We start from the raw sequence: 23,604 nt of genomic DNA on the forward strand, positions 1-23,604 counted from the left end.
CCCTGCCAAATTGGCAGGGGCCAGAAACGGCGCTTCTCTGCTCGTGCGTACCACGCCTTACCCCGCACCGGAGACCCATCCATGTACCTCGATCAGCTCCGTCTGCAAGGATTCCGCTCAGCCGCCGACACCACGGTCTCCTTCCAGCCCGACGTCACGGTCATCGTCGGAGAGAACAACGCCGGCAAGTCCAACGTGATGGACGCCATCCGCTTGCTGACGCCTCCCCTCGACGGCAAAGGCAGCAGCCTCTACCCGGACCGCGACGACCTCCACCGCGACGGTTGCCCCGAGGGCGGGCATGCTGAAGGGTGCCGCAACACCATCGAGTTGTCCGCCCGGTACAGATCCCAATCACCTGGCGATCTGGACATGTTCAGTCAAGCCTTTGACCGGGATGGAGAAACGGCAAGCTACCATCTCACGATCACTCCCCCTCCGGAAGGTTTCCGGCGAGCCTCACTGTCGTGGCGGGCAGGTGAGGGTGCGACCGCCGATCTCGACCCCGAACCCAAAGCCCGGGAGGGAATCCGTCACCTGTACTTGCCCCCGCTGCGGGATGCCCAGCGCGAACTTGCCTCCAGCAGTGGCAGCCGGATCCAGCTCGTCGTCGAGAGACTTCTCAAGGACGACGCGGACCGCAAGGAGTTCCTCAGCAAGGTCGGCGAGCAGTTCGAGGAGGTCGGCAAGATCTCGCCGCTGCCCGATGCCCTGGACTCCGTCGGCAATCGTCTCGCCCGGCTCACTGAGGGAGCTCTACCGCAGTCGGTCGACCTGGGGTTCGCCGATGCCTCCGTCAGTTCCATCGCACGGGGGTTGCGACTGCGCATGGAGCAGGCCGGACTCGACCCCCGCGACCTGGCCGAATCAGGGCTCGGCTATGCGAACTTGCTGTTCATGGCCACGGTGCTGACCCAGCTCCAAGATGCGGCCGAAGCCGACCTCACCCTTCTCCTGGTCGAAGAACCGGAAGCACACCTGCATCCGCAACTCCAGTCGATCCTCCTCAACTACCTCGTGGAGGAAGCTCGGGAGAGCGGACGTCAACCGGACTCCGGGAGCCCGTGGCGCGGCCAGATCCAGGTCATTGTCACGACGCATTCACCACACGTCGCCACCACGGTTGCGCCCAAGAATCTCGTTGTCCTGCAGCGCAGGCCAAAGCGTCCTGGCGTTGCTGCCGACAAAGCACCTGTGCGCCGCCCTTCGTACGAAACCACTGCGGTCGCGGTCGACCGGTTGTCACTGGACAAGGACGACCACATTAAGCTCCGCAGCTACCTCACCGCCACCCGCAACACATTCCTGTTCGGACAACGTGTTCTCCTCGTTGAAGGCTTGGCCGAAGCCCTCCTCCTCCCCGAGTTTGCCCGGCTTACACTCAGCCGGGAGCGACTTCAACGATTCCTCGGCACCGCGCTCGTCCCGATCGACGGTGTTGACTTTATGCCGTACATGCGCACCCTTTTGACCGTCGACAGTGCGAGTCAGTTTCGGATCGCCCGGCGCGTCGCTGCCATCACTGATGGTGATGCCGGGACCGGAGCCGAGAAGGCCGCCGAGAAACGCATCTCGGAACTCGAGCAGATTATCGCAGCGACCGCCTCCGGAGACCTGGCCCGTGTCTTCCGCAACGAGTTCACATTGGAGCCGGAACTTCTGCGCGCGGGCGGCCCTAACCGCGACATAGTGATGGAGGCTTGGAAGCGACAGAAACCGGTCGCTTGGGAAGGTCACTGGAAGACGGTGGGCACTGGCTCTCCTGCCGAACAGGCCAAGGCTCTGGCCGAGTTGATCAACGGACGGAAACTCATCCGCAAAGGCGACCTCGCGCAGGACATCCTGGCAGTGGCTGCTGATCGACCGCCTAAGGTCGTCCCGATGGCGGTGCCCCAGTACTTGAAGGATGCTCTCCTGTGGGTTACCGAGGAGATGGTGTGACACCTCGTGATCCCAGCACCGCCGCCAGCGCCATCGCTATTCTTCGCGCCGAAGCCGCCGCTGCTCAACGTGCACTGGTGAACATGGAAACCAGTCCCGGCCACATCGTTCGTGCTGAGGCGTGCCCTGGCGCGGGAAAGACCCGTACCATCGTCGAACGTCATCTGATGTGCCCGGCCGGGCCGCGTCAGGGCCGAGCGCTGGTCTCCTTCACCAAGGTCGCGGGCCGCGAGATCAAGAAGCGGTGCGTTGATGAAGGGCGCCCGGAGCTTGCCCAATTTCCCCACTTCATAGGTACTTTCGACGCCTTCGTCTGGCGGCATCTCCTCCGCCCGTATCTGCTGCCCAAGCCCGGCAAGACCTGGCAGCGCCTGGAAGAGTGGAGCGATCACCCGCAGGCTCGCAGGGACGGCGCTTCCCTAGATGACTTCAGCTTCTCGTACGGAGGAGGCGTCGTCCGCATCTCGGACCCGCAACCGATCATCCACCGGCTTCCACACCGGTTCCGGCGCGACGAGGAGGGGCGGCAGAAACTGACTCTGTGGGCTGCCGCTGCGATGCAACGACTGTGGAGCCAGGGCTATCTGTCGGGGGACCAGCTGCGAGACATGGCGCTTCACCTCCTATCCGATGTCGGGCGCCGCAAGCGCATCGCGCGGGTACTGCGCACCCGCTTCTGTGAAATCGTCATTGACGAGTCCCAGGACTGCTCGGATGATGACTTGCGGATCGTCGACATGCTGCGTGAGCTCGACATGCCCTTGCTGCTTGTCGGCGACCCGGACCAGAGCATCTACGGTTTCAGGAACTTGGTCCCACTCACCACGACTGCTGTACCCGAGACGCTCAGCAGTACGGCACCAGATCACCGACTGACGCATAACTGGCGCAGCACACAGGTCATTTGCGACCTCGCGCACACGTTGCGCACGTCCAATGCTCCCTGCGACACCGCGGTGGGCCCCTATCACGCCGAGACAACACCGATCTTGCTCCTTCCCACCACCGGGCGGAAGGAGGCCGAGTGGCTGGGGGACTTCGGTGCGGAGGCAGAGCAGCTCTCCGTCCCTCAGAGCCAACGCCTCGTGGTCGCACACGGCAACTCGACACTACCCAAAGGCCTCACCGGAACACGAGTTCCGCCGTCGGATCAGCTGGGTCGGCTCATTTGGGCTACAGCCGTCCTGCGTTCACCGGGTGCATCGACCAGGCACCAGGAACGCGCCCACAAAGTACTGCGCGAATCCGTTCTTCGGCATTGGTACGGACAACCCGACACCCCTGAGCCTGTCAGTCTTGCCCATCATGGGCTCAGCCCACTCGAACTACACGTAGTCGAGCAGTCAGTCCTTCGCGACCTACCTATGCTGGACATGCACGCAGCCGAGTGGAGCCGGGCGGCACACAGAGTTCTCACGGCGAAGGCCGGCCTGCTCGGTCTTGCGCCCCAGGTGCGGCGCGCCTATCCCTGCAAGAAGAATGACAAAGCAGCATGGCGGATCGTGGGCTTCGGAGCGCCCTCGTCTCCCCACCTCTCCGTCGGACGGGCCAGTACCGTTCATGGAGTGAAAGGCGATCAGGCAGACGCGGTGCTGGTCGTCATCCCGGCTGCAATCTCGGAGGACAACCGTTCGACAGACCTCATCAAAGCCTGGACGGAAGGTCCTGTCCGCGAGTTGTCAGGAGAGACCCGTGAGGCCATCCGGGTCCTGTACGTAGCCGCGACACGCGCCCGTTGCCTCCTCGCGTTTGCGCTGGAAGACGAACACCTGGCGATGATTGCGGCGCTCCTCACCAGGCGAGGTGTCCCATTCCGCGACCTCCGTGAGTCTCAGCAGGAGCAGCTGAGACTGAGTGGCTGACTGCTCAACGCCCAGCGGCAACGGGTACGGCGGCTGTTCAGGCAGATCCTTCTCCTTCTCACCGGACGGAGTCGGGTGCCTATGCCGCACGCGGGGCTGACACGCGCAGTCGCACGGTCAGCGAGACCGAAGGGGTGGACACGCTGACTGTGGGAGCCGCGTCTCGACGGCTTTCCCCGCACCATCGGCGTCAACAGCAGCTGGACGTAATCGGCACGCGAGCAGTAGCTGGCGCCTACTTAGTCGCGACTGGTTCCGTCGGAGCGAGGGCCCCCGGAACCGGAAGGGCCCTGAGGTCCGCAGGGACCTCAGGGCGAGCAGGGAGTGCAAGGCGAACGTGGAGCCAAGGGCGACATGGGAGAGTCCGGTGCCCCTACTGAACCAGCCGCTCTGGACATACCGGACGCAAGTACGGTGGGCTCCGATCTATCCGGTGGCCCGCTCATAAGCTCCGGCACGTGCTCGATCGGAACCTCGCGTTGGGACACTGGTCGTAACCTCTGGCGTAGCACCTGACCCACCACTCCCGTCATCAGGAGCCCTTTTGCCGTACGCAGAGGAAGAAGACACACGCAAGGTCCAGACCGCAGTAATTGGCCAGGCCGAGTCGGACCGGCCGGTGTTCCTGCCGTACGACCATGACGACTTCGACCGGTTCATGCGGAGTCGGACACGCGACGACTTCTACTGCGGCATCCTGCTCGGCGGCTGCGGCAAGAGACTGTCCCCGAAGCGGTACACGGACAAGAAGTGCCACTTCGCGCACCGGCCGCCCGTGCACTGCCGCCGCACGGAGATAGGTGAGGACAGCGCCGATCACCTCTACATCGGGCGGGCCGTCGCCGACTGGCTGAAGCAGCAGGGGCAGCGGGCGATGCAGCCTGTCTACGAGCCCAAGGGGCACCAGGTCCGCGATGTGGTCGACGTGTCGTACGAGGCTGGGCGCCGACTCATACGCGTCCAGCTCGCCCGGCGGTCGAAGCGGGAGTGGGAAGAGGCCGACACGGAGCTTCGAGTCCGGCACTCAGACCTCGACTGGTTCTTCGGGCCCGACAGTCTCCTGGCCAACTGGCAAGTCGAGCGGCAAGGGTACGCCCTTCGCGTGCAGTGCCGGTCACTCGGGGCGATCCGAACCGTGGAGATCGGCACTCAGTTCCCGGACGGACCCGTGGAGTGGACCTCACTCTCGGAGTGCACGCTCACCCCCGAAGGTGTCGTCACCCCGAGTCTCCTGCGCATACCGAGCGGCATCGTTCCACGCCATGCGGACCCCGCGGAACCCACCCCTTCCACGTCCAGCTTGCCGCTCACCCCGACCTCCGTCCTCATCACCGACGTCGCGCTGTCTCGCGCCACCGACACCCGCCGCTGGTTCGATATCTCCGTACGCGTCAATGCCCGCCTGTCGCTCCCCGCCCGAGCGGATTTGCCTGATGCTCACCACGCGTACCTACCGGTGGACGCCGCCCTCTCCCTCGACAGTGATGGCACATGGTTGATCGAGGCCGGTGCACTGCAGCGCATCCAGACCGACACTGACGACCGGCCCTCGGACAGCGCCGAGTCCTCCGCCGACACTCACGATCCCTCGCCCGAAGAACAGTCGCTTCCCACTGACGGTGACGTGGTCACATCCTTCCGTAAAACACTGGAGAACACAGCGCGGAGCAGGAACGTCGTGACCATGGCAACGCTGTGCAGGCGAGCCTGCCTCCACGATCGCGAACTCTCCGTGGAACAGTGGCGAGAGCTGCTCCTCCAGGTCGAACAGCCCCGGATGCCCGGCAAGCCCGTTCTGTCCTCCCTCATCAAAGGGTGGGACGGCGGCCCAGCTCCGTTCTTCAGAGAAGTACTGCGCGGACTCGGCTGGACAAAGGGGTTTTCCGATGCCGAGTTGCTCGACGTCTGGAACCGCGAGCGCCGCCGCGTCCACGCGGCCTACAGCAGAAGTGGCCAGACGAGCCCACCGTCTCTTCCCAGTGGTCGCCAACCACCGGGTCGTGCCGAAGGGAAGCAGGCCGATTCTGCTGACGCTGGGCACCGTGCGGCCTTCGACGCACTGTTTGATCTGGCTCATGAGGCACGGCACGCCGGTGACCTCGATGCCTTGGAACAGAACCTAATTCTGGCGGAAAAGGCAGCGAGGGAGGCGGACCTGTCGGCGGCCACCCACAAGACCCTGTGGAGCCTTACGGACTGGCTGAGGGACCGACGCGCCGACGAGTTGCACGGGACCTGGGAGCGCCTGTCAGCGCTCATCGACAAAATCAACAGCGTCGGAGATGATCTCCATCCAGACCAGTTGCGCCGGGCTCTCAGGAGTGCCGAGGAACTCGCTGAAGAGGTCGGAGACGATCTAGCGGCGGAGGAACGTCGCGACATTGCGCGCTGGCAGCGGCACCTGGAGCGGATGACCGAGCGCCTCACGCTGTCGCAGATACGCGGCCATGCCGTCGCCGTCCGCGTCGCGCTGCGGCAGGCTGCGCGCGAAGGGCGTACGACGACATGGGGCGAACTGGCCCTGCGGATCGGGGCTCCCCTCGCAGCCCTCAACCCGGACGACAAGATCGCCGTATTGGTCGAGGTGGATCGCGAAACACCGGACGACAGGCCCCCGCTGTCCGCATTGGTCACTGCGCACGGACGCGACCGACCGCATCCTCTCTACCAGCAGGTCCTTTTCAACCTGGGCCGGACCGTTCCCCCACTCGAGGCCCTGCTCATGCACTGGCGCATGGCACTGCGTCGTCACTCAGAACTACGGTGAAGCCTGACCGAACCGCCGTCGTGGTCGCGACCGGAAGCGCCGCTATCACGCGTGCCGCTTCGTTCAGGAGCCCGCCACGAACCCCATGAACCGCGACCGCTCCTCACACCCGACCCCGAAGTCGGGGCATGTCACGTTCCTGGAGTCCCGTACGTGGACGGCCTGTTCTACGACTGCGACCTCCGCACAGTCTTTGTCCTGGCTGCCGCTGTAGTGAGCGCGTCTGCGCCTACACGGGCAACGCAGGGAACACGACTACCGAGCCGTCCTTGTCGCGGGCCATCTCGATCGCCACGTCCGTCGTGCGGCTGTTGGCCGTGACGCCGTCGCCCAGCTTACGAATCCGGTATGCCGCGTTCATGAGGCGATCGACTTCACCGGGTGTGAAGACGGGTCGCAAACTGTTCGGGCGTGCCAGCTCCAGGGCCGACAGGCGTACCAGGACACCGGCGATGCTCGATTCCAGTTCGTCGAGGTGCTGCTGGTCGAGCTTGAGTGCGCGGATGAAGTTCTCGAACGGATTGCCGGGATCGCTCTGGGCGTGCTCGACGGCCTGGAGGATGGCGACCCGCCGCTTCAGCGCGATGGCTAGGGAGGTGATTTCGACGTGGGTGCGGAACGTGCCGCCATGGTCGTCGATGCCGGGGAACGACTTGGTCAACGTGCCGAGTTCGACGGCCTTGCCTTCGGGTAGTTCGTCGAGTGCGCTCTGCCATCGGTCAAGGCGGCCTTTGGCCTTGCTCAGCGTCGTGTCGATGGTATGGACCGCCGAGTCGAGTCCCAGCGAGACGCCGAGCTTGCCCTGGTCGAGCAGAATGGCAGTGGCTTTGTCGATGGCGCTGCGGCAGCCGTCGAGTGCGCTGCGCTCGTCGTCAAGCTTATCTTCCTGGAGTTGCTCCAGCAGTTCCGTGATGTGTTCGATGGCCTGCTGGCGCTTGTGGTCGGCGTGTGCGCTCGCCCCCACCGCCACGGCCATGAGCACAAGCGGAGCGGCCACGGTGAGTGCCATACCGCCAGCGGCCGCGGCACCGGCGGTCGCGCCGGCGCCGCCGACCGCGCCTGCCGCTGCCGCTCCGTTGACCGGCACGAACTTCGCATTGGAGGCGATCTTGCCCGACGAGTCCACAAGCGCGCTGTAGATGCCGCCAGTCGCGCCCTTCGACGCCATCGGGCGGACGATGCCCTGCCCGAACTGGGCGGCGACCTTCGCTGGGACCACCATGCGATATAGGTTCTCGCCGGAAGCGGTCGCTTTGGCCGTCGTTAGGGAGCTTCGCGTCGATTGCGTGATGAACTGTGACAGATGCTGCGCCAGGGGACTCGCGGCGTCGAGCGGGATGCCACGGCCGCGGTCGATCCTGTCGGGCAGCGGATGTACCTCAAGCGTGACGATCGGCTCATCAGCCAGGACGGCCAGCACTCCGCGCAGTTCAGCCAGGCGCTCAGCCGTCATCGACTCGCCCGCGGTCAACCTCGGCACCCGGACGTCAGCGGTCGCCAGCGTCCACACGGGCACGATCGTGTTGTGGCCGTCAGTCATCATTTCCCCTTATTTTCCCGCAGCAGCCTACGTTTGACATCGAAAGTGATCCCGTCACCGCGACTCCAACCACTCGTCCAGCCCTTCCAGATGCCGCGGTGTCCGGCTCCCCTGCCAGCCCAGCACCAGCCGCTCCCGGGCGCGGGTGATCATGACGTAGTACGCCATGCGCAGGGTCGCCGACGTGGGGTCGGTACCGGAGTCGGATTCCGCGTCTGCGATGACGACGGTGTCGAAGTCGAGACCCTTGGCGCTGGCGCGGTGGACGAGGACGACGCCGGGGCGGGCGAGGTCGAGGTCGCGATAGCGGCCGGATGAGGCCGTCGAGCTGTAGAGCTGGGGTTCGCGGGCGAGGCCGACGCGTTCCAGGCGGCGCATCAGGTCGGCGGCCGTGCGCAGAGAGTTGACGATGACGCCGATGCGGTCCTGTGGGTGCCGGGCCGCCAGGCTTGCGATGTCGTCGGCGAGGTCCTTGTTGCCGGAATACCAGCGGACCATGGGCAGCGTCCCGCTGCGGAAAGGGGCTTCGGTTTGAGTCCCGCTCGTGCGAAAGCGCTCAGCGAGAGAGGCGATCTCGCGACTGTTGCGGTGGTTCCCGGCGATCTCGACTCGTCCCGTGGAGCGGCCGAGGGCGTCAGCGATCTCGGCAAGGGTGGAGTTCGTCTCCGTGAGGCGCTGGCACTCGTCGGCGAAGACCGTCACAGAGGCGGCGGCAAGGCGTGCCATCCGGTAGAAGCCCGGCGACAGGTCCTGGCCCTCGTCGACGACGAGGTGAGGGGTGGCTGCCTCGTTCTCACCGAGGGCGGCGGCAGCCTGTTGTGTGAGGGCAGTCCAGTCGAACCAGCCGTCCTGAGTGCGCGATGCGCTGTCCCCGAAGCGGCGCAGGACCCAGCCGTGGACGGTGGCGGCCTCGACCGGTGTTCCGGGGACGGTGAGGCCCTGGAGTACGCCGTTCAAGAGCTGGCGCAGCAGGTTGGAGCGGGACAGTAGCAGGGTGGGGCGGCCGGTGAGGGCGAGGTGGACGGCACGGTGTGCGGCGAGCAGGCTCTTGCCGCTGCCGGGCGGGCCGCTGACGACGTGATTGCCCGTCAGCGGCAGGGCGTCCAGGCAGTCGCGCTGGGCGGGGGTGAGGTCGGGGTGGAGCACGGGGGCGTTGGCAGTGATCATGGGTGTCATCCCAGGGCGGTGGCGGCCGCGTATTCGCGGCTCGTGGTGAGGACGTCGGTGAAGTAGCCGGGGACGCGAGCGGAGCCGACAACCAGGGCGCGGTCGAGGAGGGTGTTGCCGGTCTGGCAGCTCGTTTCGGGCAGCAGAGTGCAGGCGTGGCAGGCGGCGCGGTTGAGGTTGCCGAAGCCCTGGCCGGTGTGCTCGGCGCACAGCGGGTCGGCGGAGCACCAGGCGGCTGCTTCCAGCATCCGGATGAGCGTCTCGGCGAAGTGCGGCGCCTCACCCTGCCGTACCAGGCCGCCGAGGGTGCCCTCCGCGTCACCGGCGGCCGTGTAGATCAGCAGTCCGCGCTGGCCGTACTCGGGGCGACCGTACACGCGCTCGCGCAGGCTGGCGGTGGTGTAGCCGGAGTCGAAGGACAGCTGGCGGATGAGCAGGTGGGCGACGGTGTGCAGGAGCAGGAAGCGAGGCGAGAGTTCGCTGCCGGTCGTCTCGGCGAGCTGTTCCTTGCGGAACGACGCGTCGAGGTCGGCACGGATTTCGTGGACGTGGGCCTGCACGCGGGGATCGTTCTCCCAAGCGGTCAGGCGCTGTTCGCCGAGAGTGAGGACGATGCCCTCACCGTAGACTTCGGTCGCGGGGAGCCAGCGCAGGCGGCCGCTGGTGTCGGAGGGGACAAGGGTGCCGCCCGGCGAGTGGCGGCGGAAGCCGGTCAGAGCTCGGACCTCGCGGAGGCGGTCGACCAGGACCACGCCGTCGATGTGCGCATCGAGGGTGGCCCAGGGCTCCTCCTTCTCGTCATCCAGGCCGAGCCCGCCATGGCGGACCGAGAACTCCTTTGTGGGTTCCGGGAATCGGGTGGCGTCGAAGGCGTACCACTCGTCGCGACTCAGATCGATCTTGCCGGACTTTCCGGGCTCCGGCGGTTCGGTGGGCGTTGGCGCGAGGGCACCGGTGGCCTCAGCGACGAGCTGGTCGATGAGGCTGTCGGGGGCGTCGGTGTCCTCCTTGATCATGTCGCGGAAGATGTCGGCCCTGGGCGTGCCGAGGGCGTCGAGCAGGTTCTGCCAGTAGCCGTGGCCCAGGACGGTCTCCGCCATGTCCTGCTCTGCACGCGGAGCTTCGGCGGTCTGGGGAATGTCGAGGGCGGAGTAGACGACCGGGTAGTAGACGTTGCCAGCGGTGCGCTGCACGATATGCACCTGCTGGCCGCAGGAGGCTCTCGCGTCCCAGTGCTGCCAGGGGTTGCGGCCAGAGCAATGGCCGCCCTGGGGGCCGAGGACGTCGAGCAGATCGCGTTCGGCGCCGCAGGGCTTGCCGCCCTTCCCGGTCGCTCCGCAGCGCACCGAGAGCGCTTCGAGTCCGGATGAACGGTCGGCGACGTGGAAGCTGAGCCGGTGTGCCTTCCAGGCGTGCTTCGACTCGGAGCAGGACTGCCGCAGTTCGGGCGCGAGCTTGGAGTGGGCCCAATACCACCAGTCGACGTCGTCGAGATGTCCGTCCGGGCAGATGCGGACGAACCGCATCGGGGTAAGGCGGGGTGCGGCGGCGCAGGACGTACAGACGGGCGGCTCGCCTGGCTTCTCGTTCTCGCGCAAAAAGCGGACCATGGCCCGGCAGGAGCCGCAGAACAGCCAGCCGGGGAAACGCACATAGGGGACGCCGGGCTGGTCAGGCTTGTCGTAGCGGTCGTTAAGAGTGTGGGGCGCGGCGAAGAAACCCATCACGCCGAGTCGGGCGGCGAGCCGTTCGGAGGGGACGGGAGTCTTCAGCTGCGGCCAGTTCTCGATGCCGGCGGCGACGAACGACTCACCCTGGACGTCGAGTACCGCGCCCACGCCGAACGGCAGCACGGTCTGCGCCTGGCGGACCCGGAGTTTGCGCTTCACTTTCCTGCTCCCGTCACGGTGATCTGGCACTCGCGGTCCACGCTGCGCATCGAGTTGAGGGTCTCCCACAAGCCGTAACGCTGCTCGAAGCCCTTGAGCAGGTTGTACTGGCCCTTGCCCTGACTGCGGTAGTAGAGGTCCTTGCCCTCGGCGGCGGCGGTATCGGCCTGCCGGTACCAGTCGTCCAGGAGGTAGCCGAGTTCTGTTCGTACGTCGGCGCGTACGGCGTCGGCGTAGGCTCCCGTGGCGCCACGCTCGGCGGTCGCAGCACGCTCAGCGAGGGCGTCGGCGATCCGGCCTGCCTTTTCCTTGTGGCGGGTGATCTGTCCTGCCCTGTTCTCGGCTGCTAGACCAAGTTGGTGTCGGACCAGGATGACGAGCGCGGCGTGCAGGGCGCGGCGGCGTGCGGGCAGAGACCAGGGGGTGACGCTGGCGGGTTCGACATAGCGGTAGAGCGCCCGGTGGTAGTCCATGAAGGTCTCGTAGTGGGACCGGTCGCGCGGGCGCATGGCGTTGAAGTAGGTGACGACGAGTCCGGGCACCTGGTGGCGGCCGACGCGGCTGGTGGCCTGGATGTACTCGGCGGTGGTCTTGGGCTGGCCCTGCATGAGCATGTAGGCGAGCCGCTTCACGTCGACGCCGACGGAGAGCATGTTGGTGCACGGCAGGAACGACACCGACCGGGGGTCCGTCCAGGGCTTTTCGAGGCGGTCGAGGAGGATGGGCTGATCGGCGCGCTTCACGCTGCTGTCGAGCTGTTGTACCTGCTCGCCGACCAGCTCGCGCGTGCCCGCCCCTTCGTCGAGGCCGCGGAGCTGGGCGGGGATGTCGTCGCTGGCCGCGGTGACGGTACGGCCGAGTTCGCGCAGGCTGTGGTGGTAGGCGACGAGCGTCCAGTAGTCGTCGCGGTGCTCCTCGGAGAACGGGTGGACGCCCTGGAGCATGGCCGCCGTAGTGGAAACGGCGCCGCGGCCCGCGGTATGGCCCTGTGCCATGACGCCGAGGTAGAGGCGTCCGGGGCGGTTGGTGTCGGGCACGGCGAAGAAGCTGTCGCGGGCGTCGAGTCCGGACGGCGGGAAGAGCTGGACGTCCTGGTGGTGCAGGGCGCGGACCTGTTCGGCGGAGCGTCGGATGGTGGCCGTAGCGGCGACGATCTTGGGCGGGCGGCCGTCCGGGCCGGTGCACAGCTCCAGGATGGCTGCCTCGTAGAGGCCGACTGTGGTGCCGAGCGGTCCTGTGAGCAGGTGCAGCTCATCCTGGATGATCAGGGACGGGGGCGGGCTGCCGGTACCCGCGCCGAAAAGGCGGCCGGAGTCGGGCTCCCAGGCGAGCCGGGCGAACTTGTCGACGGTGCCCAGGACGAACGTGGGCGGATCCTTGTAGAGGTGCTGGTCGACGACGGCGACGGGCAGGGCGTCGTGGAAGGCGCACTCGTCACGAGTGCAGTAGAAGGCGAACTCGTCCGCCTCGGCGCGGACTCCGTAGTCGGAGCGGATACTGGACTTGGTCGGTGGCAGGATGCGGGTGCCGCACCACGGGCAGCGGTCGAGAATGAAGACATCTTCAGGGTGGCTGGCATCGCGCTGTTCGTCGAAGGCGTCCTTGGCTGCCTGGAACTTGTTCGGGGTGGTGGTGTCGCCGACCCACAGGCCGATGGTGATGGGTTCGCCGCCGAGGCCAAGTTCGGGTTCGGTGCGGCGGAGGTTCTCCAGGGCGCAGATCGTGGTGGCGGCACGCTGGAACTGCTGGGTGGTGAGCAGGCTGAGAGTGTAGCGACTGAGCACGGTGGTCCCGCCGCCTTCGCCGCGTATCCGGCGCAGGGCGATGGTGAAGGCGGCCAGGAGCAGATACGCCTCGGTCTTGCCACCACCGGTGGGGAACCAGATCAGGTCCGTGGTCTTGCGGTCATGGTGTCCGGGGTCGGCGACGCCGTCGAGGGCGAGGAGGAAGAAGGCCAGCTGGAAGGGGCGCCAGGTGGCCGTGGGGTCGATGGGCGGGTCAATGGCCACGTGGTCCGCGCGGCAGTGCCGTTGACCGGCCTGGTCGGGAGAGGAGTGCCGCATCTGCAGCAGCATGGCGCGCTGGGCGATACGAAAGGCGTCGAGGAGTTCGGGCCGGTCGGGGTCGCATAGGGTACGCACGCCGGCCTCGATGCGGGTGACCGCCTGGCGGACGCGGTCGAGGATCCGCTCCGCGGCTTCCCGGCCCCAGGGTGGCACCTCGATGGATCGCTGGCCCACGTACCAGGCATGGTACGAAGCGGCGAACTCGGCGAGTTCTTCGCGGAGTTGGTTCCTGCCGACAGCCGGGTCGGCCAGGTGGGAGATCGTGAGCGCGGGGGCCTCGAGCGGGCCACCGGCTCGGATGGCGGGTACTTCGGCGCGTGGCAGGGCTTCGGAGACGAGGAGCTCGACATCGCCGTCTTTGCTGTGGGCCTCGCGGACGGCGCAGCCGTGGCCGACGGCGTGGGTGACGATGTGCCGGTACTGAAGGCGCAGTTCGCGTTCCTCGGGATCGCGACTGGCGAGCCGGACGCTGGGATATGGCAGCACGGCGCCATCGGCGGGGCGGACGCTGAGCCGGCATTGGAACAGCATGTCGTCCCAGTCCGGCGCCTTGTCATCGGCAGGGTCATGGTGTTTTTCGTTGACTAGAGCCACGGTGATGAGGGTGCCCGCGCCGTAGGAGCGGCGGGTCAGCTGGATCTTCGCGCGGCCGTCGAAGACCGGCACCTCCTCCCGGTCAGGACCGATTGCGTGTGTCTCGGGCCTGAGGGGAATGCGCTGCCAGCGCCGCCCGCGTCCGGGTCCGTTCCGCTGCGTCTCGTAGCGGGCGGCGGCGCAGCTCACCTCGACGTCTACGGCATCGGTGTAGAAGCTGATGCCAAGGGACGCGGGCAGCCAGCTGTTGGTCTCGGGCACGGGGTCGGGGGCCGGGTCCACGTCGGGGGCGTCCTGCTCGGCACCGGGTGCCTCGGGGTCGTCGGCGGCGAGGTCGAGTCGGCGCTGGCGGTCCGTTTGTTGCGGATAGAGCGTGCCCATCAGGTACTGCCGGTCCGGCGGCGCGTCGAGTACCTCGTCGTCACCGTCGGCGGGGCCGACGAGCTGGCGGGTGAGGTAGTCGACCAGCTCCTGGCGCGGATCCATGTGCGGGTTCCTTCGATCAGGTGGGGGCGTTGAGTGGGAACAGCTGTGGGCCCGCCGTGAGATACGGTCGGTTTAGAGGTGCGACGGGATCATCCTGTGGCGGACCAGCTGGCCACGAAACTTCGACTTGGCCTTCGATTCCACTTGGCGGATGCGCTCACGAGTGACACCGAAGACGACCCCGATGTCCTCCAGCGTGTCCGGCTCGTCACCGTCAAGACCGGTGCGCCGGACAAGGACATGCCGCTCACGTTCGGAGAGATGCTCCAGGACGTGCCGCAGTCGTGCCTGAAGCTCCTTGCGAATCAACACGACAGCGGGTCCGGGCAGTCGGCTCGGCCCGATGATGAGGTCGCCCAGGGCGGTGTCGTCTCCGATGATCCGGTCCAGGGAGTCGGTGGGCCGGCTGATCCTGCGCACCTCCTCCACTTCGGCAAAGGTAAAGCCGGTGGCGTAGGCGACGTTGTCGACGGTTCTGGCTCGGCCCTTACTCAGCAGCTTGCGCTCAGCCGCAGCTACCTTGCTGACCTTTTCGTGCATGTGCACCGGTACACGGATCAGAGTGCCCTCGTCAGCGATGGCCCGAGTGATGGCCTGTTTGATCCACCACGTCGCGTAGGTCGAGAGCTTGTAGCCCTTGGTGGCATCGAACTTGCGCACCGCGCGCATTAGTCCGATGGTTCCATGCTGGACGAGGTCCTCGATGTCCAATCCGTGCCCCTGGTAGCCCTGCGCGATCTTCCGCACGAGCCGCTGGTTGTGGCGGACGAGGCACTCGTAAGCGCGCCACCGCTCGCCATCACGGGACAGCGCGGCGATCTCCTCGGCAGGGATGTCGCGGCTGAGGCGGTCTGTACCGCTCCGCAGAAGAACGGCGAGCCCAACTTCCTCGTCCGCCTTCAGTAGGACCTTGGCTGGCTCCTGCCGCCACCGATCCTCCTCCAGGACGGCCCGAGCCACGCGGACGGCGTCAGCCAGTTGTGCGTCCATGGCGGTGGACGCAACTCGGGCACGCTTCCCACCGATCGGCGGCCTCTGGGGTGTGGCCTTGGACGTCGGAGCAAGTGCAGACGCAGCGGAGCGGGCCTCACGACGCTCCACCGGCTCGGCGGGTACACGGGGCGTTCCAGAGTGAGTGATCGGGAAGTCGACAGTCAGCTCACGCGCTTCGGCAGGGCTGAGCCTGTGGAGCCGTACAACTCCGTCGTGGGCGAGCTTGCTGACGCTCCCGTTGGCGTCGGCGTAGCGGGCCAGCATGCGTCGGGCCTGGGCCAGGCGTCTGGCTGTCTCGGTCGCGGCGAGCCCGGGTTCAGAAGCAACGCTCGGTGGGGTGGATGCCTTCGTCGAGGAGGTCGCCGCCCGCGCCTCAAGGTCGGTGGCGGGAGCGGGGCGGGGATTCACCCGTCCCCGGCGCGACGGCTTCACGTGAATGCCAGCAGCGGCCAGCCCGTTACGAAACCTTCGCTGCTGTTCGTCGGTCCTCAGCCCAAGTCGCTCCGCCTCCAACGCGAAGGTCCGCTGGCTGACAACGCCTGCACGGGACGCGCAGCGCGTCAGTCTCTCGATGACGGATGGCAACTCCGCTTCGATCGTGCGCCGCTCGGTCTCGGTTATGGACTCCCCACGCATAACGCTCCTACTCCAGCGGCCACACGCCAGTTTCGCCCGAAAGAGTTGGCCGGACGGATCCACACTCTAGGATCAGTCTGTTTACGTCGTCAACGCAAAGGGTGGATTTGTTTACAGAAATCATGAGTCGCTTGACAGTGTCAACGGGTAAAGTGTTCGGTGTTCGCGCATGCCCCGCCCTACTTCGGAAGGTCACCCATGCCGCACCCCGACCGCCTCCCTGGCACTCCCAAATTCCGCATCAAGCTTCCCAAAGACGGCGGCGAGGCGTGTGGATATCTGCTCGCGGAGTTCGGCGGCGGTTCACACAAATTTCTCCTGAAGGAGGGTTCGATAGTGGCCGCCGAGGTGCGGCTCGGACTCGGTGACCACGCGCGTCGGTTCCGTGCAGAGTTGCGCGCGAGTAGCGGGCTCGTCGACGCGCATGCCGAGTCTGACCGGCCGGAAGCACCGCAACGTTGGGTGGCGACCCGGGACATCATGTGCAACTCCTCCTCGGCCGCTGCAGCGCTGGTCTACGGCTACGACGCTTCCGGCCCGGAGTCCTGGCGAACTACTGAGGGCCACCCGCTGGCCGACTATCTGTCCATTGGCTGGCGCGCCCCACGCAAGGCATGGCTGGTGCGCGGCTCCAATGTCTCCGGGCGCAACCTGGTGCGGCAGTTGTGGCTGGAGGAGGGGTTCGTCTCGCTCGCGGGGGCTCACTTGCCGCCTCTGGAGGAGACCGATCCGACCAAGAGCGCGCTGCGCCGTTACGTGGAGGAGGGGTACGAGGGGGCAGCCTCGTACAACCAGAAGCGGGGCCTCGTTGACGAGTTGCATGCGTTCCTGACGCAGATGCGCGTGGGCGACACGGTGGCCACCATCAGCGACGGACGACTGCACGTCGGGCGGATCACTGGGGAGGCCACGCAAACCTCGTTGCCGGGCGGGCTGTCAAATCTGCGAAGGACCGTCGGCTGGCTGCCGCAGAGCCATGCGTACGAGGAGCTGCCGGAGGAAGTGCAGCAGAAACTATCCGTTCAGCATGATGTCGTCGATCTGACCGGCGTCCTGGATGCGCTGGACGGGCTCATCGGGCCTACGGAGCGTACGGACCCGGCAGCAACCGACAACGCCGGTGAGTACCCCGCTGTCGAACGGCCAACGCAGCGGGAGCTGTCGCTGCCGGACATCACCGAGGCGCTCGCCGCGGACCTCCTGGTCCACGATCGTGCCTGGCTGGAGGAGATGCGTGAACTGCTTCTCGATGAACGGCAGTTGGTGTTCTATGGCCCGCCGGGCACAGGTAAGACGTATCTGGCGATCAAATTGGCCGAGTACTTGGGCGGCGGCCCGGAGCAGGTCAAGATCGTGCAGTTCCACCCTTCGTATGCCTACGAGGACTTCTTCGAGGGGTTCCGGCCCGTGGAGGATCCCGAGACGAGGGAGGTCGCCTTCCGGCTGACGGCGGGCCCGCTGCGGGAACTCGCCGATCTCGCCTCCCGCGAGGGTAACCGGCACATCCCGCACTTCCTGATCATCGACGAGATCAACCGTGCCAATCTGGCGAAGGTCTTCGGCGAGCTGTACTTCCTCCTGGAGTACCGGACGAGGTCCGTCCGCCTCACTTACTCCGGGGACGACTTCGCGCTGCCGCCGAATCTGTTCGTGATCGGCACGATGAACACCGCTGACCGGTCGATCGCTCTGGTCGACACGGCGATGCGGCGCCGTTTCGCGTTCGTGGAGCTGTCCCCGCGCGCCGAGCCGACCGCCGGGCTGCTCGCGCGCTGGCTCAAGCGCGAGGGCAGGGACCCGGAGCCCGCCCGTTTCCTCGACGCCCTCAACGCCCGCATCGACGACGCCGACTTCGCCATCGGTCCCTCGTACTTGATGAAGCCGGGCGTGTACCGCGACGGCGGCCTCGAACGGACCTGGCGCACGAAAATCCTGCCGCTGCTTGAGGAGCACCACTACGGCGAGGGCCTCGACGTCACCGCTCGATACGGCCTCGACTCGCTGCGCGAGCAGCGCTCGTGACCGTGCCCGTGCTTGAGGTGACGCTGCGCGAGTACGGGCCCGCCGTCTCCGTCCCACTGGGCTCTGAGGCCGGGCGGGCCCTCGCCGCCTCGGACATTCTGCAGAGCGCGACCCCGGATCCCGGCCGGGGCGGGCACTGGCTGCTGCGGGCGGGCAGCCGGGTCGGCGCCGTGCGGACGCCCGGCGGCCCGGTCGTACGGATCATGCCCAAGACCCCCGTGAGCCGGCTGTTCTTTCTCCTCGGGTTCAGTCTCGACCCGGCACGAGCCTGGCGTGACAGCCGGGAGGGCACCGTCGACACCGGAGCGTACGACGACGTCGTGCCCGCACTTGCACATGCCGTGGAGCGGCAGATCGACGCGGCGCTGCGACAGGGGGTTTTGCAGGGCTACCGGGAGGTGGAGGAGTCTGCGCTGGTCGTGCGCGGACGGCTGCGCGAGGCTGAGCAGATCCGGCGGCACTTCGGCCGTACACCGCCCGTGGAGATCGCCTACGACGCGTACACCGCCGACACCGCCGAGAACCGCATTCTGCGCGCCGCCATCGAGCGGTTGCTGCGGCTGCCGGGTGTGCCCGGTCCCGTCCGACGGCGTCTCGCCCATCAGCGCGTACGTCTCGCCGACGCGCTGCCACTGGTACGGGGGCAAGAACTGCCGCGTTGGCAGCCGTCACGCCTGAACTCCCGCTACCAGCCCGCGCTGCGGCTCGCCGAAGCCGTCCTGCGCGGCACCTCACCGGAACACCGGCCGACCGGGTCCGAACCGCTCACTGTCGACGGCTTCCTGCTTGACATGAACAAGTTGTTCGAGGACTTCGTCACGGTCGCCCTGTGTGAAGCCCTTCGGAAGCACGGCCTGACCGCGCGCCTCCAGGACCCCCACCACCTCGACACGGCAGGGATCGTACGGATACGCCCCGATCTCGTCGTCCGCACCGGCGACGGCCGCATTCCGCTCGCCGTCGTCGACGCCAAGTACAAGGTCGAGAAGGCCGACGGACTCCTCAACGCTGACCTGTACCAGGCGCTGGCGTATGCCACCGTGCTCGCTCTGCCTGAGGCGCATCTGGTGTACGCGGCGGGACGGCAGCCCGAGCGCTTCCATGAGGTGCGTGGAACGACGGCAGGGCCGGACGGACGGGGAGTGCGACTGTACCAGCATAGCCTCGACCTCTCCCGCGAACCCGTACAGATCCTGTTGGCTGTGAAGGAGATCGCCGGACGGCTGGCTGGAGCCACCTCGCATCCGTGACCATGAAACACCGCCAGGCAGAAAGGAAGGGACCTCATGCCCCGGCTCGCCTTCGCCCAGAGTTTCTGGGACGGCTACGACACTCTGGAGAAGCAGGTTCGAGCCGGAGTGCGCAAGGCCATGACGAAATTCCAGGCCATGAGCGTCGCCGAACTCAACGCGGACAAGGGACTGCACCTGGAGTCCGTAAAGAACGCCCGTGACCCGCGCATGCGCACCATTCGCATCACCGACTTCTGGCGGGGCGTCGTCCTTGCCCCCGACGACGGCAGCGACATGTTCCTTCTGGTCAATGTCCTGCCGCACGACGACGCCTATACCTGGGCGGCGAAGCGTCTGTACAGCGCGAACTCCGCGACCCGGGCCCTGGAGGTACGCAACGCCGTCGCCCTGGACGAGCTGACACCGCTGTACGAGACGGCCGCACGCACGGCTCCACGGCTGCTGTTCGCGGACGTCTCCGACGGCACACTGCGCGAGCTCGGCATCGACGACCAGGTGCTGCGCGCCGCGCGTTCGCTTGTGGACAAGGCTCAATTGGAGGCGTTTTCCACGCTCCTGCCGGAGGATCAGCTGGAGGTACTGCAGTACCTCGCCGAGGGGTTCAGCCCGGAGGAGGTCTACCGGGACGTCGTGGCTGTCCGTCGGCCCGCCGATGCGCCTGCTGAGCCGGTGGAAGACCTGGCCACGGTGATCACCAACACTCCGGCGCGTATCCGCCTGGTCACCGGGCCGCAGGAGCTGGAGGAGATCCTGGAGAAACCGTTCGATGCCTGGCGGGTGTTCCTCCACCCCTCCCAGAGGCGCGTCGCCTACCGCACCTCGTACAGGGGGCCTGTACAGGTCACCGGCGGCCCCGGGACAGGCAAGACGGTGGCCGCCCTGCATCGGGTCAAGCACCTGCTCAGCCGTTCCGAGGACTGCCGTATCCTGCTCACCACATTCACGAACGCGCTCGCTGCCGGACTGCGTGAGATGCTCGGCCTGCTCCTCGACGAGGACGAGAAGCTCCTGGCCCGGATCGACGTGACGACGGTCGACGCCTATGCGAACGGCATCGTGCGCGCCAAGTTGGCGGCTGCACCCAGACCGATCGGAGAAGGGGAACAGCGGCAGTTGTGGGAGAAGGCCGTCAAGCAGCTCGATCTGCCGTTCACCGCCCAGTTCCTGGCCCAGGAGTACCGGCACGTCATTCTCGGCCAGGACCTCCGCGATCTCGACGCCTACCTCGGCGCAAGCCGCCGCGGCCGCGGCACCGGCCTGGGCCACACTCGCCGCCGGGAGGTGTGGAGCGGCGTGGAGCGGTTCGAACAGTTCCTGCGCGGCCGCGGCAAGACCACACACCTGCGCGTCTGCGCCCGCGCGGCGGAACTCCTCGCAGGCGGGCCGGCTCCGTACGCCCATGTCGTCGTCGACGAGGCACAGGACCTGCACCCCGCACAGTGGCGTGTGCTACGCGCCGCGGTTTCGCCCGGCCCCGACGACCTGTTCGTCACCGGCGACCCGCATCAGCGGATCTACGATTCCCGGGTCTCGCTCGGCTCCCTGGGCATCACCACCGTCGGCCGCAGCTTCCGGCTGCGCGTCAACTACCGCTCAACCGAGGAGATCCTCGCCTGGTCTGCGCGGCTCCTCGCGCTCGTCACCGTCGACGCGCTCGAAGGCGAGGGAACGGACTCGCTGGCCGGGTACCGCTCCCTGCTCCACGGACGCCGCCCCCAGGTGCAGGGGTACGCGACCCGGCAGGAGGAGACAGAGGCCCTGGTGGACCGGGTCCGGGCGTTGCTCGCCGAGGGCCTTGCGCCACATGAGATCGGCGTGTGTGCACGCTTCAACCTTTCGCTGGACGCGGCCGAGGAGAAACTGAAGGCCGCGGGCGTCCCGGTGCTGCGTGTCAAGGGACAGGCCGCGCAGGGGACCGAGGGGGTACGGCTGGCAACGATGCACGCGATGAAGGGGCTGGAGTTCCGCGCGGTGTCCGTCCTCGGTGTCACCGAGGGCACCGTCCCGTTCGCTCGTGAGATCACCCCGCGCGAGGTGGACCCGCTGCAGCACGACGCCGACCTGCTCCGGGAACGCTGCCTGCTCTTCGTCGCCTGCACTCGCGCTCGCGAAGCGCTGAGTGTGACGTGGAGCGGAACTCCGAGCCCGTTTCTGCCACGCGCCGCCTGACCGGCCAGCAGACAGAGTAGGTGCGGGGTCTCACTCCGGAGTTACCCCGCATCTTCCTCACTCCTCCGGGGCCAAGGCGCCCGCGGCAAGGCCGTCGCGGGCGACTTCGGCGAGCTGCCGGCTCAGCTCGTCGACCTTGCGCATTCCTTCCTCGAATGCCGACAGGGCTCGGAAGGCAGAGCCGTACCGACGCTGCTCGCCGATGGGCATGCGGGGAATACGCGAACCCCTACCATCAAGACGGTAGGTCCCACTGGCACTTGTGGACCGGCGGGTGTTGGCGGAGCTGCGCAAGAATCCCTGAAGATAGTCCGTGTCGAGCTGTTCGCTGGCCGAGACTGGTTCCGGACCGTCGTAGGTGACGAGTCCGGCGCGGGCGAGATCCGCGACGCTGGTGGTCGCGGTGTCCAGTGAGCCCGGTCCGCCACCCGCCGCAAGCTCGGGCAGGAGTGCGGCAAGTCGGCGGATCTGCTCCTCCAGCTCCTTGCGCAGGGCGGCGTACTCGCCGAGATAGTCGCGGTGCCGGGACCGGAGATGGCTGCCGGGGGTCAGGTCGACAGTGTCGTCGAGGAGTTCGATCAGAGGCACGTCGATGACCTGTTCGGGGCGTGGTTCCAGGCTGCCGTCGGGGCTGTTGCCGGTCAGGTCGACCATGCGCACGGTGTGGTTCGTATCCGTGCCTCCCGTGTTCTCGGGTCGCCGCAAGCACCACAGATGGACGGGCAGCGCGTGAGAGGTCGCCGTCCCCGGTGGCAGGGCGACTACTTGGCGCACGATGCCCCGGCGTACGAGTTCTGATCGGATGCGGCGGCCTGCCTTGCGGTAGGCGACCGAGGCTGGCATGACCATGAGGACCTGGCCGCCGGGCTCGGTGTGCGCATAGGCATGTTGGAGCCATGCGAGCTCCCCTTCGGCCTTGGACGGGGTACCAAGTTCCCAGCGGGAGTTGAGCAGCAGCTCCTCTCGCCCCCACTCAGTCACGCCGGTCGGCGGGTCGCAGACCACCAGATTCGCTTTGAGGTCCGGCCATTCGTCCGCACGAAGGGAATCACCTGCCACGATACGTACGCCTGATCGGCCCAGGAGGTCGGCGCGGAGCTGTGCGAAACGGGCACTGTCGACATCCATTTCCTGGCCGCAGCAGCGCATCCCGGCTTCGGAGGCAACAGATAGGAGCAGCACCCCGATTCCACAGGCCGGGTCGAAGACTGTGGCGTCGCCTGGCAGCTCGGGGGCGAAGTGGCACACGGCCCTTACCACGCGCTCGGAAGTCACCTGGTCCGATCCCGCACGCCGAGCGGAGTCCGTAAACCGTTCAGTCAGTGCGTTCAGGAGGTCGATGGGCGCTTCGGTTTGAGCGAGCTTCCCTACACGGGTGGCGACGTCATCCGGCAGTCTCGACTCATGTTCTCCGGCCAGCACTGCGGCCACCTCTGCCAGACCAGTGATCATCTGCTCCCCGTACGTGGCCCGCATGGCCTGCCACAGCTCGACCTCGGGTGACACCTCCTGGCCTTTGCGCTGCTTGTTCAGCCATTCCTGGACCTCGGCAAGCGCATAGAGCGGACTGTTCGCGGCACCTCCCGCCGGCGCGGGGAAGTTGTCGTAGCGCCGACGCCAGTTGGAGACAGCGGCCCGAGTGACTCCGGCCAGTCGAGCGATCTCGGAACCGGTGACAAGAGGTCCGACCGATGAAGCGACATTGCCCGTCATAGTTCCAGCGTACACGGGACGTCAATCTCAATCGAGAGTTATGTATGTTGGCGATGTACACGGGTTAGACCGATATTTTCCGTGTACTCGGTTTCTGCTGGGTCGGTGTGACATCAGCATGTCCTCGTCTGAGCTGCCCTCATCCTGTCTCACATCGGAGGGTTGTCCGAGTCTGTCTCACACACCTGCCCTGTCCCGTCCAGTCACGGCCCGAAGGCATCGACGTACCCCGCTCACCCTTCAGTCCTCTCGCTCACTGCTGAGCTGTCCCACGGAGGCGTGCCTTGGCATCGAGCACTGCAGTACGCACCGTTTGCCAGCTGTCCGGCGTCGCCCACCTCGGAAGCTGGGTCGCCCAGAAGGTTCCGGACAGCAGCGCCCTTGCGGATAGGTTCAACCGTCGTTCTCGCCAAAGCTGTCACCCAGCGGTTAGGAATGCGGCCGGCACCGTGATCGTGTAGCCGTGTGGACCGCTTCCCGTTAGGGGAGCTTTTCCAAACCTTGAG

Annotated in this window: 13 protein-coding genes; 6 read left to right on the top strand and 7 right to left on the bottom strand. The window is 66.8% G+C overall.

Annotation, left to right across the window (positions count from 1 at the left end; all coding sequences use genetic code 11):
- The first annotated feature begins 81 nt into the window (after positions 1-81).
- From ABD140_RS10985 to ABD140_RS10995, 3 genes are all read left to right on the top strand, one after another.
- Positions 82-1,941, top strand: coding sequence for an ATP-dependent nuclease (locus ABD140_RS10985; RefSeq protein ID WP_344239529.1), 1,860 nt, complete (start codon positions 82-84; stop codon positions 1,939-1,941).
- Entirely contained in the window at positions 1,938-3,803 is a 1,866-nt protein-coding gene (locus ABD140_RS10990; RefSeq protein WP_344239531.1) for a UvrD-helicase domain-containing protein, read from the top strand. Before ABD140_RS10985 ends, ABD140_RS10990 begins: the two co-directional genes overlap by 4 nt.
- A 544-nt stretch (positions 3,804-4,347) precedes the next feature.
- Positions 4,348-6,570: a competence protein CoiA family protein gene (locus ABD140_RS10995; RefSeq protein WP_344239533.1), complete on the top strand. Its 2,223-nt coding sequence runs from the start codon at positions 4,348-4,350 to the stop codon at positions 6,568-6,570.
- 63 nt (positions 6,571-6,633) lie between these two features.
- Here ABD140_RS10995 and ABD140_RS40110 read toward each other — a convergent pair whose 3' ends face one another.
- From ABD140_RS40110 to ABD140_RS11020, 6 genes are all read right to left on the bottom strand, one after another.
- Complete coding sequence (locus ABD140_RS40110; RefSeq protein WP_425544103.1) at positions 6,634-6,816, bottom strand: DUF397 domain-containing protein; 183 nt, start codon at positions 6,814-6,816, stop codon at positions 6,634-6,636.
- Positions 6,800-8,113 (bottom strand): hypothetical protein, encoded by a 1,314-nt coding sequence (locus ABD140_RS11000; RefSeq protein ID WP_344239535.1) that lies wholly within the window; start codon positions 8,111-8,113, stop codon positions 6,800-6,802. Before ABD140_RS11000 ends, ABD140_RS40110 begins: the two co-directional genes overlap by 17 nt.
- A gap of 51 nt (positions 8,114-8,164) precedes the next feature.
- Positions 8,165-9,277, bottom strand: coding sequence for a DEAD/DEAH box helicase (locus ABD140_RS11005; RefSeq protein ID WP_344239537.1), 1,113 nt, complete (start codon positions 9,275-9,277; stop codon positions 8,165-8,167).
- Between the two features lie 5 nt (positions 9,278-9,282).
- Positions 9,283-11,166, bottom strand: a complete 1,884-nt coding sequence (drmB, locus tag ABD140_RS11010) for a DrmB family protein (RefSeq protein WP_344239539.1) — start codon at positions 11,164-11,166, stop codon at positions 9,283-9,285.
- Complete coding sequence (locus tag ABD140_RS11015) at positions 11,163-14,312, bottom strand: helicase-related protein (protein WP_344239541.1); 3,150 nt, start codon at positions 14,310-14,312, stop codon at positions 11,163-11,165. The genes drmB and ABD140_RS11015 overlap by 4 nt, the downstream gene beginning before the upstream one ends.
- A gap of 72 nt (positions 14,313-14,384) precedes the next feature.
- Positions 14,385-15,302 carry a sigma-70 family RNA polymerase sigma factor gene (locus tag ABD140_RS11020; RefSeq protein WP_344239543.1) on the bottom strand — a complete coding sequence of 306 codons (918 nt, stop codon included), beginning with the start codon at positions 15,300-15,302 and terminating at the stop codon, positions 14,385-14,387.
- Between the two features lie 837 nt (positions 15,303-16,139).
- On the opposite strand from ABD140_RS11020, the gene ABD140_RS11025 reads away from it, so the two are divergent.
- From ABD140_RS11025 to ABD140_RS11035, 3 genes are read left to right on the top strand one after another with little or no spacing between them, the layout of a single operon-like run.
- Positions 16,140-17,963, top strand: a complete 1,824-nt coding sequence (locus tag ABD140_RS11025; RefSeq protein ID WP_344239545.1) for an AAA family ATPase — start codon at positions 16,140-16,142, stop codon at positions 17,961-17,963.
- Complete coding sequence (locus ABD140_RS11030; RefSeq protein ID WP_344239547.1) at positions 17,960-19,213, top strand: McrC family protein; 1,254 nt, start codon at positions 17,960-17,962, stop codon at positions 19,211-19,213. Before ABD140_RS11025 ends, ABD140_RS11030 begins: the two co-directional genes overlap by 4 nt.
- Before the next feature lie 36 nt (positions 19,214-19,249).
- Entirely contained in the window at positions 19,250-21,385 is a 2,136-nt protein-coding gene (locus tag ABD140_RS11035; protein ID WP_344239549.1) for a UvrD-helicase domain-containing protein, read from the top strand.
- A gap of 57 nt (positions 21,386-21,442) precedes the next feature.
- Here ABD140_RS11035 and ABD140_RS11040 read toward each other — a convergent pair whose 3' ends face one another.
- Positions 21,443-23,098 carry an N-6 DNA methylase gene (locus ABD140_RS11040; RefSeq protein WP_344239551.1) on the bottom strand — a complete coding sequence of 552 codons (1,656 nt, stop codon included), beginning with the start codon at positions 23,096-23,098 and terminating at the stop codon, positions 21,443-21,445.
- Positions 23,099-23,604 lie beyond the last annotated feature (506 nt).

The sequence above is a fragment of the Actinocorallia libanotica genome (assembly GCF_039525175.1).
Taxonomy (GTDB): Bacteria; Actinomycetota; Actinomycetes; order Streptosporangiales; family Streptosporangiaceae; genus Actinocorallia; species Actinocorallia libanotica.